The organism is Humibacter ginsenosidimutans, from assembly GCF_007859675.1.
In the GTDB taxonomy this organism is placed as follows: domain Bacteria; phylum Actinomycetota; class Actinomycetes; order Actinomycetales; family Microbacteriaceae; genus Humibacter; species Humibacter ginsenosidimutans.
Genome location: NZ_CP042305.1, coordinates 1,751,919 through 1,764,583, shown reverse-complemented (window position 1 = coordinate 1,764,583; position 12,665 = coordinate 1,751,919). Strand labels below are relative to the sequence as shown.

Below are 12,665 nucleotides of genomic sequence, written 5' to 3'. Positions count from 1 at the left end.
ATGGCACACGGCGACGCCGCAGCAGCAGACGGAATGGCAGTCGTTTCCGGCACAGCCGACCGACGGCAGGGATACGACGAGATCAACCTGACCCGCGACTACGTCGCCGGCCGACTGCGCACAGACTTCTCCAACATCGCAGGCGGCGCAGTGCCCGTCACGGCCGGCGGCACCGGAGCCACGAACGCGGCCGACGCGCTCACCGCGCTCGGCGCGCAGCCCGCTCTCGGGTACACGCCGGTGAAGACCGGATCAGCGAACAACATTCAGCTCAAGTGGTCCGGCACGCAGGTGCAGTGCGTGGTCGACGCGACGACGTTCCCGCTGCAGCTCGCCGGGCACGCGATCGACACCAACGGCGGCACGATCAACACCGACGGCGGCAACCTGTCCGTCGCAGGCGGCATCCTCATCTCGACAGGTGGCCGCAACTCGCAGGTCAGCAGCAACTACGTCGCCGCCTACTTCAACGGCGACGGCACCCTGCGAGCGTCGGCATCGGTGCGCAGCAGCAAGCAGAACATTCAGCCCGTCGTATATCCGCTCGACCTGCTGCAGCGTATCGGCCCGGTGAAGTTCCGTTACAAGTCAGCCGTGGCCGAGCTCGGCGACGACGCCCCCACCGAAGTCGGCTTCATCGCCGACGACTTCGTCGACGCCGGGATCCCCGAGTTCACGTACACGAACGCCGACGGCGACCTCCAGGGACTCCACTACGAGAAGATCGTCGCCGCGCTGTGGTCCATCGTGCAGCAGCAGCAGGCACGCATCGCCGCGCTCGAAGCGAAGGTGCAGTGATGGCCACGATCCGAATCGTGTCGGGCTCCCTCGACCAGACGATCAGCTCCCCGGATGCCGTGCTCAACATCGCCGGTGACACGTTCTCGATCGTCGGCACGAGCACCGGCATCCAAACCAACCTCGCAGACCCCACCACAGAAGGAGAACCCGCATCATGAGCCTCGGAAAAGTCGACGGGCAGGCCGGCGCAGCACGACTACTCGCCGCCGGCCACTGGGACACCGGCATGTGCCTCGAAGCCGTGTGGGACACCATCGGCGCAGGCACCAGCGACGCCCCCGGCGCCTACCAGACCGCGAAGGACTGGTGGAACCGGTGCCCGGCATCCCGCAAACACCTCGGCGACCGCAACCCACCCGCGGGCGCGCTCCTGCGCTTCTCGAACGGCACCGCGGACGGGCACATCTGCTACTCGCTCGGCGGCCAGAACGCCGCATCCACCGACAAGCCCTCGGCCGGCCTCACCGGCCGCACCACCATCGCCGACATCGAAGCCTCGTGGGGCGGACGCCACTACGAGGGATGGACCGACTGGCTCGGCGGCTGGGATGTCGTCAACCTCGGCACCACCACGACCATCAGCACCAACACGAAGGGAACCACAGACATGCTCATCGGAATCATTGGCAAGAAGGGCGCACGACGCGGCGGCAGCTACTACGTCTCCGGCGGCGTCGCGCACTACATCGGCGAAGGCATCCCGGCCGGCGTGCCGACCTACACCGACGAAGGCGAGATCGCCGCGCTCCAGCACGTCATCAGCGGGCTCGCATGAGCATTCCTTCGCGCGCGGCCGTCGTCATACCGAAAGGAGCAACCATGCCCGACAACACCACGAGCGCGAGCGCGGTGGACACCACTCCGGCCGAGCCGGTGACGCTGCCCACAGGGTGGCGCACGGTGATCTACTGCACCGCTGCACCGCTCGCCGTCGGACTGTTCGACCTCGCCGGGCGCCCGCTCGACCTGCCGAACATCCTTCACGCGGCAGCCACGTCGCTCGCCTCGCTCGGGGCGATCACCGCGGCAGCCCACATCAGTAAGAAGTGAGCACGGCGACCGTGGTCACCGAGGGTGAAGTGATCGCGATCATCACTGCCATGGGGGGCATCCTCGCTGCCGCGATCGGAGCCGGCGTCACCGTGCTCACCCACCATGCCCGCCGCACCACCCGAGCGTTCGAGCGCATCAGCCGCCTCGAGCACCGCGAGCGGGCATGGTGGCTCTACACGCGTGAGCTGGTAGATCACATCTACCGTGGATCACCGCCGCCACCGCCCAAACCGCCCGCCGGGCTGTTTGACGAGGGCGACGACTAGCGCGCGAGTGTGAACGCCAGGTCGATGATGAAGTTGATCACGGCCACGAGCGCAACAACCCACACGCCGCCCACGATCCACGAGAGCCTGCGCTGAAGGCCGTCGAGCTTATGCTCGACGGCCTTCTCGTGCGAGGGCGCCCAGCGTGCAGTAGTCGTGTCGTCAGTCATGGTCGTGAGAATAGCTCAGGCCGCCGGCAGAGACAGGCGGGCGATGCCGGAGCGCAGCTGCTCCATGTCGACCTTCGTGTACCGGGCCGTCGTGGCCGGCGACTCGTGACGCATGAGGCCCTGCACGAGCCGCAGGTCGGCGCCCCGCTTCAATAGCGCGGTGCCGTACCAGTGGCGCAGTTGGTGCGGCGTGCCGACGATCCCGGCCCGCTGCATCGCCGATGAGATAGCCGCGCCGACCGCGCCGGGCGTCACGTGGGGGAGCGTGGCAGAACCGTACGACGGGAACCACCAGTCGTCAGTGGGCCACGACTCGCACTCACGCAGCAGCTCGTCGGACAACGGGATCATCGCCGTCTTGCCGCCCTTACCAGTCACAGTCAGAACCCCGCTCGAATGGTCGAGGTCTCGGCCGTGTATCTTCGCCACCTCGTGGATGCGTAGCCCGGCGAGAGCCGCGAGCAGGATCATCATGCGCGTGCGTCGACGGTTCGCAGCGCGCAGCAGGCGTACGAGCTGCTCGTCAAGGATCGGCCTCGGTGCACCCGCTGGGCGCTTTGGGCGCGGTGTCTTCACGGACGGGTCATCGGCTCGGTAGTCGTTCCACATCAGCCACTTGCACCATGCCCGGATGCTGGCGTGGTACGACGCCCTCGACGCCTGCGACAGCCCCTCGCGAGCCACGAACGCGATGATGTGCAACGGAGTGAGTTCCAGCGGTGCGACGCCGGCATGCTCGAACAGGGCTGTGATCACGCACGCACGGTCATAGATGGTGCGCTCAGACAGGCCCTGCGATTCCTGCCAGAGTCTCCAGTGCGCGAGCAAGGGAAGTAGAACGGTCAGGTGTTGGTGCACACCGTCGGACGGTAGCGCTGGGGCTGGGTCATCCACGTGTGCTAGGCCCCCGCATTGGGGCCACGGCCGTAGCGTTCCTGCGCGCTCTGTCGGCGGATGCCGAGTGCCGTGCCGATGTACTGCCACGAATGGCCCTGCTCGCGCAGCCCTTCGACGCCGCGCGCGATGGCAGCCTCGACGTCGTCACGGAGTGACAGCAGTTCGGACAGCTCCCAGTCGTCGGCCTGCGCGACACGCTCACCAGCAGCCCGGATGATCCGCCGTGCGAAAGCCACGTACTCGCCCGTTTCAACCGTCCGACGCCCCATCACACGCGCCCATCGGTGTCGGTCGATTCAGCGTCAGGCGCGACCTGACACGCGCGCACTGCCTTAGTCGCCGCGAGCAGGAGTGCTAGCGTGACAACGGCTGTCGAGGCTCCAAGTGTCGGTCTTGTAAAGCGTAGGTCGCGAGTTCGAGCCTCGCAGTCGGCTCTCATGACTCACGCGATTCCGGTGTTCGAAGGGCAGGGATGGCTGCAGGTCGGTGAACTCGGCCTGGCCTTCCTGCTGAGCGCCCTCGTCGGCCTCGAGCGCCAACTCAGGGGCAAGAGCGCGGGACTGCGCACCCAGGCCATCGTCGGAACCGCGTCGGCGTTGTTCCTGCTGGTCGGCAAGTACGGCTTCACCGACGTGCTCTCCGATCACGTTGTGCTCGACCCGTCGAGGGTCGCCGCGCAGATCGTCTCCGGGATCGGCTTTCTCGGCGCCGGGTTGATCCTCACCAGGCGCGGGGCCGTGCGCGGGCTGACGACGGCGGCGTCGGTGTGGGAGACGGCCGCGATCGGCATGGCGGCGGGAGCCGGGCTCTGGTTGCTCGCCGTGGCGGTGACGGCGCTGCATTTCGTGGTGGCGTACGGCCTCACGGCGTTCGCGCGGGTGCTCCCGCGCGGCAGGGACGCCCAACTCCAGCTCGAGGTGGTCTACCGCGAGGGGCGGGGTATTCTGCGCAGCGTTCTCGGATCGATCACGAGCGGCGGCTGGGTGGTGAGTCGCGTCGATCACCGCGTCGCCGAAGAAGGCGTCACGGCGATGGTGCTCGAACTCAACGGGCCGGATGACACCCATCGCCTTCTCGAGGCTCTGGCCGGGATCGCGGGCGTCGACAGCGTGCAGCTCCTCTCGGAGAGCGACCTCGAGTAGTCCGCGAGAGCGCGACGCGGAGTCCGAGGACGTCGTGCGTTCCTCGATGGATCAGTCGAGAACGCTGACGAACCGTTCAGCGTCGAGGAGCTTCGGCGCCCCATCGCCTTTGCCGGGCTTCGCGTCGAGCCGTCCGCCGACGTACAGCCAGCCGAGCAGCCGCTCGTCGTCGCCCAGACCGTGCATGGCGGCGACGGACTCCGAGCGTGTGTAGTGGCCCGTGCGCCACATCACGCCCCATCCGGCCTCGTCGAGCAGCAGGCTCAGCATGTGGGCGACGCCGGATGCCACGGCATCCTGCTCCCAGTGCGGCACCTTGGTGCTCGGCTTTCTCGCGGCGACGATCGCGATCAGCAGGGGTGCTCGCAGCGGCTTCGTCGATGGGCTGTCGGATGCCTCCGCCCGCGCGATCGCCTCGCCGAGACGCGCGCGAGCCTCGCCTCTGAGCTCGATCAGTCGCCACGGATGAAGCGACGAATGATCGGCGACACGACCCGCGACGGCCGCGGCGGCGAGGATCTCCTCGTGGGAGGGCGCGGCATCCGTCACCTTTGACCTCGACCTGCGAGCGGCCAGGGCGTCACGTGCAGACGACATGCCTAGTCGCCGGAGGGCTGGTCGTCGGCGGAGAAGGCCAGTGAGATCGAGTTCATGCAGTAGCGGTCGCCCGTGGGGGTGCCGAAGCCGTCGGGAAAGACGTGTCCAAGGTGCGAGCCGCAGTTCGCGCAGCGCACCTCGGTGCGCACCATGCCGAGCGACGCGTCCTCGATCAACTCGACGGCCTCGGGGCGCACCGACTCGTAGAAGCTCGGCCAGCCGCATCCCGAGTCGAACTTGGTGCCGCTCTTGAACAGCTCGGCCCCACATGCTGCGCACGTGTAGACGCCGGCACGGCCCTCATCGAGCAGCTCGCCCGTCCACGGGCGCTCCGTCGCGGCCTGACGCAACACGGCGTACTGCTCGTCGCTGAGCGACTCGCGCCATTCGTCGTCCGATCTCGACACCGTGTAGGCCATGTCAGCTTCCCTTCTGATGGAGTGCACGCGCGGCGGCGCACTCATCCAGATTAACGATCGGGACCCCGGTGCTGTTCCGTGTGACGGGCGAACGCGATCGGCGCGGCGCGGCAGGTCGACGCATCCTCAGCTCGGCGCCGAACCTACAATGGCGCTGGTCGGTAGGAGGTGGTCCCGTGGGAGAAGCGGAACGAGCTGGCGCCGACGGAACCCCGGTCGGCCCCGCCCCGGCGACCGGGCTCAGCGACCGGGACCGCGCCGTGCTCGATTTCGAGGCGCGCGGGTGGAAGCACGCAGGGGCCAAGGAGCAGGCGATCCGCTCTCAGTTCGGACTTTCCGCGGCCAGGTACTATCAGCTTCTCGGCCGCGTGATCGAGTCGCCGGCCGCACTCGTGCACGATCCGATGCTTGTGCGTCGCCTGCAACGAGTGCGCGCCGACAGACTCGAGGCGCGTACGGAGCGACTGCGCCCACCGCGCTGAGCATCGAGCCGAACTCCACCCATCAGCGGAAGCCCCCGCCCGACGTCAAGGAACCCCCACCAAGGCCATGGCAGAGAAGTTCCCCGCCGATCGCTTCGATCAGGTGCCAGACGACCTTGAACGAGTCGGTGCGCATCGTGCGCCAAGACCGCGTGGCTACGGCTGGGTCTGGGTCGCCTGGTGCGCTGGAGCCGTGGTCGTGATCGTCGGTATCGGAGCGCTCGGCATCTTCGCGATCAACGGGACGCTCAACGTCGACCTTCCCTTCCAGCACAGCGCCTCTGCGACCCCGACGCCGACCTCGACACCCACCCCGACGATCACACCCGCCGTCAATCCCGCACTCAACCTCATGGTGCTCAACGGCACCGATACCGCGGGGCTCGCGGCGGATGCCACCACCACGCTGAAGGCGGCGGGCTGGGAGAAGATCACACCCGCGAACGCGAGCTCGACCGACGTGAAGACGACGACGGTCTACTACTCGGACACCAAGAACCTGGCGGCCGCCATGGCCGTGTCGAAGGAACTGGCGGATGCGCCGCTCCAGGAGACGCAGGACTTCGCCGCCTCCGGCGCGGACATCACTGTGGTCATCGGGGCGGACTACAAGCCGACTCATCAATAGGTCGAGCCCTCCGAAGCCGCGGTCATCCGGGCGTATACCACCGCTGAAGTCATGGATTGTCTCAATCTGGACACACCTCTCGTCGTGAGACTTGTGTGCCGCTACTATCGGGGTTCAACGTGCGCGACCATGCGGCGTTGCTGAAGGGCAATGGGAGTAATAGATGGCGAACGGAACCGTCAAGTGGTTCAACGCTGAGAAGGGCTACGGCTTCATCACTGTCGATGGTGGGGGACAGGACGTTTTCGTTCACTACTCCGCAATCGACATGAACGGCTACAAGGTCCTCGAAGAGGGTCAGCAAGTGACTTTCGAGGTCGGAACCGGATCGAAGGGTCCCCAGGCAGAATCGGTTCGACCGGCCTGACGATCAAGAGCAGAGGAGGGGTGCCGCAGACGCGGCGCCCCTCCTTTTTCGTGTCTGTCCGAAGGAGAGTCACGCACACGAATGCCTCGTCTTGCACTCCCGGTGGTCGAGTGCCAGAATCGTATTAGCACTCACTTCTGCTGAGTGCTAACCCATTGAATCTTTCGCGTAACGTCCGGGAGGGACGAGAAACAACATGGCAAAGATCATTGCTTTTGACGAGGAGGCGCGTCGCGGCCTCGAGCGTGGGCTCAACACGCTCGCCGACGCGGTCAAGGTGACCCTCGGACCGCGCGGACGCAACGTCGTGCTCGACAAGAAGTGGGGCGCCCCCACGATCACCAACGACGGCGTGTCCATCGCCAAGGAGATCGAACTCGACGACCCGTACGAGCGCATCGGCGCCGAACTCGTCAAGGAGGTCGCGAAGAAGACCGACGACGTGGCCGGTGACGGCACCACCACCGCGACCGTGCTCGCCCAGGCGCTCGTGCGCGAGGGCCTGCGCAACGTCGCGGCCGGTTCCGACCCGATCAGCCTCAAGCGCGGCATCGAGAAGGCCGTCGCCGCGGTGACCGAGCAGCTGCTCGCCGCCGCCAAGGAGGTCGAGACCAAGGACCAGATCGCCGCGACGGCATCCATCTCCGCCGCCGACCCCGAGATCGGCGCCATCATCGCCGAGGCCATCGACAAGGTGGGCAAGGAAGGCGTCGTTACGGTCGAGGAGTCGAACACGTTCGGCACCGAGCTCGAGCTGACCGAGGGCATGCGCTTCGACAAGGGCTTCCTGTCGCAGTACTTCGTGACCGACCCCGACCGCCAGGAGGCGGTGTTCGAGGACCCGTACATCCTCATCGCCAACCAGAAGATCTCGAACATCAAGGACCTTCTGCCGATCGTCGACAAGGTGATCCAGGCCGGCAAGCAGCTGCTCATCATCGCCGAGGACGTCGACGGCGAGGCCCTGGCCACGCTGATCGTCAACAAGGTGCGCGGCATCTTCAAGTCGGTCGCCGTCAAGGCCCCGGGCTTCGGCGACCGCCGCAAGGCCCAGCTGCAGGACATCGCCATCCTCACCGGTGGCCAGGTCATCAGCGAGGAGATCGGTCTCAAGCTCGAGAACGTCACGCTCGACCTGCTCGGTCAGGCTCGCAAGGTGGTCATCACCAAGGACGAGACCACCATCGTCGAGGGCGCAGGCGACCCGGAGCAGATCGCCGGCCGCGTGCAGCAGATCCGCAACGAGATCGAGAACACCGACAGCGACTACGACCGCGAGAAGCTGCAGGAGCGCCTCGCCAAGCTGGCCGGCGGCGTCGCCGTCATCAAGGCCGGCGCGGCCACCGAGGTGGAGCTCAAGGAGCGCAAGCACCGCATCGAAGACGCCGTGCGCAACGCGAAGGCCGCTGTGGAAGAGGGTGTCGTCGCCGGTGGTGGCGTCGCGCTGATCCAGGCGGGCAACGCGGCGTTCGCCACGCTCGACCTCTCGGGCGACGAGGCGACCGGCGCGAACATCGTCAAGGTCGCGATCGAGGCTCCGCTGAAGCAGATCGCTCTCAACGCCGGTCTCGAGCCGGGTGTCGTCGCCGCCAAGGTGTCCGAGCTGCCGGCAGGTCACGGACTCAACGCCGCGACCGGCGAGTACGGCGACCTGCTCGAGCAGGGCATCATCGACCCGGCCAAGGTGACCCGCTCTGCTCTGCAGAACGCGGCATCCATCGCCGGTCTGTTCCTGACCACCGAGGCCGTTGTCGCCGACAAGCCGGAGAAGGCCGCTCCGGTCGCCGGTGGCGACGCGGGCGGCATGGACTTCTAGAGTCCAGGCTTCTCGCAAGTCTCAGCACCATACGCGGAAGGGCGCCCCTCGGGGCGCCCTTCTTGCGTTGCCGCACGCGGCTCTGGGCTCAGACCGCGAACAGCTTGGCGTTGGTCAGCTCGACCTCCGCGTAGTGCTGACCCGCCTGGCTCAGCGCCTGGTTGATCGCCGCCAGCGAGGCCTCGACCTGCTGCTGTGTGGCACGCCACTGGTTAACGACACCCTGGAACGAGTCGGATGCCTGTCCGCTCCAGGTGCCCTGCAGACCGGTGAGCTGTCCGAGCAGCCCGGCCACCTCGCTCTGGATGCGGCTCATCGACCCGCGCACGGCGGCGGTCGCCGCCATCATCTGGTCGCTGTCCACGCGATATGTGGTCATCTTCTCCTCCTCCTGTCTGGCGCACGGGCGGTGTGCGCGCGGTGACCCGAGGCTACGGACCGTGGCGTGACGGATGAGGCCGTGCGGCATCCGTTCGGGACAACGCGAAATGACGGTGCATGGGGAGGGGAAGCGTCCTCGGCACCGCTATGGGGGCCCGCACGGACACTTCCCCGTCACGCGAGCATCAGCGCGAGGAGCGGGGCAGGAACCGCCCACACGTCGCCGTCCACGTCGAGCACCGACTTCGTCGCGAGGATGCCCCGCCCGTACTTGCCGTCGATCACCCTGGCTTCGCCCCGCCAGCCCGTGTCGACCCACTTGCTCTCGATCGGCACGGTCGTGGAATGCGTGCCGTCGATGGGAACGCGCACGGGCGCGAAGTCGATCTCGTTGTTCGACTCGGTGCGTGCGTAGCCGACGGAGTCGTCGGAGAGCCATCTGCCCTCGTCGAGCGCTTCGATGGCGCGGGCGAGCGTGATGCCGAGGGCCGACTCCGTGAGTCGTGTGAAGTCGGGCGCCGGCAGCCCGGGGCTGACGATCGACGGGATCCATGCCAGCAGCGGGTCGGCGAGATACAGCTTGTAGTGCGCGCCGACCACGCGATCGCCCTCGTCGCGCACCTGATTGCAGCGCAGCGCAGCGTGAGTGCTGATCAGCCGATCGACCCGCGCGGTGAACGTGGGTCGGCTCGAATAGCCGAGGTCTTGCGCGGTCGAGGTGAGGTTGATCGGCGAGCTCATGCGTTCGCTGATGCCGCGCAGCAGCGTCGTCGTCGTGTTGGTCGGCGCATCAGGATCGACGTCCCGACGGAGCCAGGCGTGCAGGTCTCGCGCATAGCCGTCGGAGACCGCGCCCGCCCTGGTGTGCTCGAAGACGGCGCGGGGAAAGCCGCCGCAGGTCAGGTAGTCCTGCCAGGCCAGATCGAGCTCGTCGACCGCGAACTGCAGCTCGTCGAGGGCCCAGCGCGAGGCCTCGGACTGCAGCTCGGCGGGGTTCACCACCGGCACCGTCGGCAGACCGGGATAGGCGGCGGCCAGGAAATCGCGGAACGACATCGGCAGCAGCTGCCGAATGCGGTGCGACCCGCTCGATCCCGCGCGGCCGGCCAGCAGGTTGCCTTGGATGTCCTCTGACTGCGCCCATCTGCTGCCCGTGACCACGACGGTATCGTCGCCGAAGGGCGTCGTATCCCTGGCGAGCTTGAGCGCGCTTGTCCAGCCGCTGACCATGCTGATCTCGTCGAACAGCCAGACCCTCGGCCGCGGCTTGGGCTGGTCGACGGAGCGGGTGAGCATCCTCCCGAGGGTCAGCGTGCGGGTGACGTCTCTGCCGCGCATCGTGTCGCACGGCACGTAGACCACCTGCCGGGGGTCGACGCCGGGCAGGGTGCAGAGGTTGGCGGCGGCGTCCAACAGCGCAACCGACTTGCCGATGCGTCGTGGGCCGGTGAGCACCACCAGGCGGCCGTCGGGCGCCACGCTGGCGATGTCGTCGAGGATGCCCGCCCGATACCCGAGCTCATAGCGCGTGCGTTCACGCAGGGTGCGGTTGCCCGCCACCCATGTCGTCGGATCGGCGCCGCGTGCTGCCGCGGTCCACCATGGATTGCTCTCGGTCAGCAGCCGCCGTAACTCGTCATCGCGCACGCGGCCACCGTAACGCCGTGTCGTGGATCCGCCGCCGCGAATCGCCGCGGAGTCTTGCCAGAGGGGGAGGGGTGACGAGGCATCCGCCCGACCAGAAGGCGGGAGGTCGAGGAAGTCTCGACAGACCAGAAAGGGAGGGGTACAGGGCCGGACCTCTTGCCGCAGGGGGAGGGGTAGACGGCCATGCCCCCTTGCCGAATCGGGAGGGGTGCCGCGTGTGCTCGCCGCTCCCGCGGAGGCTCAGGCTTCTTCGGGGGCCTTGGGGGCGTGCGGCGAATCGACGAGCGGGAGCGTCACGCGGAAGGTCGCCCCGCCGCCGGGCGTCTCGACGACGTCGACGGTGCCGTGGTGCGCGTCGACGATCGAATGCACGATGGCCAGTCCGAGCCCGCTTCCCCCGGTCTCACGTGCGCGCGACGTGTCGGCGCGCCAGAAGCGCTGGAAGATCTTCTCCCTGATCTGCGGCGGGATGCCCTCACCGTGGTCGATCACCGACAGCACGGCGACCTCGCGGTCTGGCTCGACGGCGACGCCGATCTCGATCGGGCTGCCCTGTGGCGTGTAGCGCACGGCGTTGCCGATGAGGTTGGCGATCACCTGGCGCAGCTTGTTCTCCTCGGCCATCACGAGCGCGCGCATGCGAGGCGGCTCGGGAATGTCGCCCAACTCGAGTGGCACCGTCTCGAGGCCGGGCTCCGGGCGGCGCGGTCGACGGCGCAGCCTGGCGAGCGTGGCGCCGGCGAATCCGATCGGGCCGGTGGAATTGGTGACTCTGGTGCGTGGGCCTGCCGACTTGGTCATGGATGCCTGATCGTCCGCCTCGTCGAGTGTGCCGTCGGCGGGCGGCTCGAGAGCAGAGGGTCCTGGCGGAGGCGGCGGGAGCGGGGGCAGGGACAACACGACGGAGACGGTGCGGTCGGGATTGCCCGCATTGGCATCGAGCGCGGCGTCGTGAGCCAGTGGAACGAGGTCGACGACGGCGACGGCGAGAGGCTTGGTCTCGTCGAGACGGGCGAGCTCGAGCAGGTCTTCGACCAGGAGGCCCATGCGCACGGCCTCCTTCTCGATGCGCTCCATGGCTTGGGCGACTTCCTCGGGACTCTGCAGAGCTCCCATGCGGTAGAGCTCGGCGTAGCCGCGCACCGACACGAGCGGCGTGCGCAGCTCGTGGCTGGCATCCCCCACGAAGCGGCGCATCTGATCGATGGTGCGTGCTCGGTCTTTGAAGGCCTGGTCGATGCGGTTGAGCATGGTGTTGAGCGAGCGGTTCAGTCGGCCGACCTCGGTGTTCGGCGTGGCACCGCCGAGGCGCTGGCTGAAGTCGCCGTCGGCGATCTCGGAGGCCGTGCGCTCGACCTCGCGCAGCGGGCGGAACGTGGTGGTCACCAGCGCCCTGGTGAGGAAGGCCCCGATGATGACGACGATCACCCCGAAGCTGAAGAAGATCGAGAGATAGGCGGCGAGCGTGTTGTCGAGCGGAGTGGTCGAGATGGCGATGATCGCGGTGCCGTAGGTTGGCGTGTTGCCCTGCAGCTGCACGACCGCGCAGATGCTGCGGAACGAGACCGTTCCGTCGACGCTCTGCAGCCAGCCCGCTCCTTGATTCGCGCAGGCGGCTCCCTGCTCGAGCGACATGGTGCCGGGCACGGCCGGCTTCTTCTCGTCGGGAACGGAGGGCCAGTTCTGCGCCATGGGCGTGCCGTCCGGCCCGTAGAGGATGACGTAGAAGCTCGCGGTGCTGCCCTGGCCGAGGATGGGACCGCCCTCGCTCGTCGTCTGGCCGGGAAGGATGGCGTTGATGCCCTTGGGCTGGGCCGCGATCGACTCGAGCTGCTGGTCGAAGAGGCTGATCAGCACGGGGCGGAACAGCAGCATCGTGCCGAGTCCGGCGACGAGGAGGCCGAACGTGAGCACCAGCACGGTAACACCGGTGATCTTCGTGCGCAGCGAGATCGAGTTCCATCGATCGAAAACGTGCGTCACGACAAGCGAGCCTAAG

18 protein-coding genes are annotated in these 12,665 nt (G+C 67.6%); 10 read left to right on the top strand and 8 right to left on the bottom strand.

All coding sequences use genetic code 11. The features are described from left to right. From FPZ11_RS08305 to FPZ11_RS08290, 5 genes are read left to right on the top strand one after another with little or no spacing between them, the layout of a single operon-like run. Positions 1-798: a tail fiber domain-containing protein gene (locus FPZ11_RS08305; protein ID WP_146319950.1), complete on the top strand. Its 798-nt coding sequence runs from the start codon at positions 1-3 to the stop codon at positions 796-798. Further along, positions 798-959: a hypothetical protein gene (locus FPZ11_RS19215; RefSeq protein WP_168203768.1), complete on the top strand. Its 162-nt coding sequence runs from the start codon at positions 798-800 to the stop codon at positions 957-959. The genes FPZ11_RS08305 and FPZ11_RS19215 overlap by 1 nt, the downstream gene beginning before the upstream one ends. Further along, entirely contained in the window at positions 956-1,576 is a 621-nt protein-coding gene (locus FPZ11_RS08300) for a hypothetical protein (RefSeq protein WP_146319948.1), read from the top strand. Before FPZ11_RS19215 ends, FPZ11_RS08300 begins: the two co-directional genes overlap by 4 nt. Positions 1,577-1,620: 44 nt before the next feature. Continuing rightward, positions 1,621-1,851, top strand: coding sequence for a hypothetical protein (locus FPZ11_RS08295; protein ID WP_146319946.1), 231 nt, complete (start codon positions 1,621-1,623; stop codon positions 1,849-1,851). After that, a complete protein-coding gene (locus FPZ11_RS08290; RefSeq protein ID WP_146319944.1) occupies positions 1,848-2,120 on the top strand; it encodes a hypothetical protein in 273 nt (90 codons plus the stop codon). Before FPZ11_RS08295 ends, FPZ11_RS08290 begins: the two co-directional genes overlap by 4 nt. Here FPZ11_RS08290 and FPZ11_RS19210 read toward each other — a convergent pair. The 3 genes from FPZ11_RS19210 to FPZ11_RS08280 all read right to left on the bottom strand — a co-directional run bounded on the left by FPZ11_RS19210 (position 2,117) and on the right by FPZ11_RS08280 (position 3,423). Beyond that, a complete protein-coding gene (locus tag FPZ11_RS19210; protein ID WP_168203767.1) occupies positions 2,117-2,290 on the bottom strand; it encodes a hypothetical protein in 174 nt (57 codons plus the stop codon). The two genes, FPZ11_RS08290 and FPZ11_RS19210, sit on opposite strands and share 4 nt — an antisense overlap. A gap of 15 nt (positions 2,291-2,305) precedes the next feature. Beyond that, positions 2,306-3,046: a tyrosine-type recombinase/integrase gene (locus FPZ11_RS08285; RefSeq protein WP_146319942.1), complete on the bottom strand. Its 741-nt coding sequence runs from the start codon at positions 3,044-3,046 to the stop codon at positions 2,306-2,308. Between the two features lie 143 nt (positions 3,047-3,189). Beyond that, complete coding sequence (locus FPZ11_RS08280; protein ID WP_210415987.1) at positions 3,190-3,423, bottom strand: hypothetical protein; 234 nt, start codon at positions 3,421-3,423, stop codon at positions 3,190-3,192. Positions 3,424-3,624: 201 nt separating this feature from the next. On the opposite strand from FPZ11_RS08280, the gene FPZ11_RS08275 reads away from it, so the two are divergent. Beyond that, positions 3,625-4,329 (top strand): MgtC/SapB family protein, encoded by a 705-nt coding sequence (locus FPZ11_RS08275; RefSeq protein WP_146319938.1) that lies wholly within the window; start codon positions 3,625-3,627, stop codon positions 4,327-4,329. Between the two features lie 51 nt (positions 4,330-4,380). On the opposite strand, the gene FPZ11_RS08270 is transcribed toward FPZ11_RS08275, so the two are convergent. Both FPZ11_RS08270 and msrB read right to left on the bottom strand, forming a co-directional pair. Then, entirely contained in the window at positions 4,381-4,926 is a 546-nt protein-coding gene (locus tag FPZ11_RS08270; RefSeq protein ID WP_146319936.1) for a nitroreductase family protein, read from the bottom strand. A 2-nt stretch (positions 4,927-4,928) separates the two neighbouring features. Beyond that, positions 4,929-5,345, bottom strand: coding sequence for a peptide-methionine (R)-S-oxide reductase MsrB (msrB, locus tag FPZ11_RS08265; RefSeq protein WP_146319935.1), 417 nt, complete (start codon positions 5,343-5,345; stop codon positions 4,929-4,931). 176 nt (positions 5,346-5,521) lie between these two features. On the opposite strand from msrB, the gene FPZ11_RS08260 reads away from it, so the two are divergent. From FPZ11_RS08260 to groL, 4 genes are all read left to right on the top strand, one after another. Further along, on the top strand, positions 5,522-5,827 hold the full coding sequence (locus tag FPZ11_RS08260; protein WP_146319933.1) for a DUF3263 domain-containing protein: 306 nt from the start codon (positions 5,522-5,524) through the stop codon (positions 5,825-5,827). Between the two features lie 67 nt (positions 5,828-5,894). Next, the gene (locus FPZ11_RS08255; protein ID WP_146319931.1) at positions 5,895-6,455 is read left to right on the top strand and encodes a LytR C-terminal domain-containing protein; all 561 of its coding nucleotides are present in this window, start codon (positions 5,895-5,897) and stop codon (positions 6,453-6,455) included. A 163-nt stretch (positions 6,456-6,618) separates the two neighbouring features. Beyond that, on the top strand, positions 6,619-6,822 hold the full coding sequence (locus tag FPZ11_RS08250; protein ID WP_022900747.1) for a cold-shock protein: 204 nt from the start codon (positions 6,619-6,621) through the stop codon (positions 6,820-6,822). 196 nt (positions 6,823-7,018) lie between these two features. Next, entirely contained in the window at positions 7,019-8,638 is a 1,620-nt protein-coding gene (gene groL / locus FPZ11_RS08245) for a chaperonin GroEL (RefSeq protein WP_146319929.1), read from the top strand. 88 nt (positions 8,639-8,726) lie between these two features. Here groL and FPZ11_RS08240 read toward each other — a convergent pair whose 3' ends face one another. The 3 genes from FPZ11_RS08240 to FPZ11_RS08230 all read right to left on the bottom strand — a co-directional run bounded on the left by FPZ11_RS08240 (position 8,727) and on the right by FPZ11_RS08230 (position 12,649). Further along, a complete protein-coding gene (locus tag FPZ11_RS08240; RefSeq protein WP_146319927.1) occupies positions 8,727-9,017 on the bottom strand; it encodes a WXG100 family type VII secretion target in 291 nt (96 codons plus the stop codon). Between the two features lie 176 nt (positions 9,018-9,193). Continuing rightward, positions 9,194-10,666, bottom strand: a complete 1,473-nt coding sequence (locus FPZ11_RS08235) for an ATP-binding protein (protein WP_168203766.1) — start codon at positions 10,664-10,666, stop codon at positions 9,194-9,196. A gap of 240 nt (positions 10,667-10,906) precedes the next feature. Continuing rightward, positions 10,907-12,649, bottom strand: a complete 1,743-nt coding sequence (locus tag FPZ11_RS08230) for a sensor histidine kinase (RefSeq protein ID WP_146319923.1) — start codon at positions 12,647-12,649, stop codon at positions 10,907-10,909. Positions 12,650-12,665: the final 16 nt, after the last annotated feature.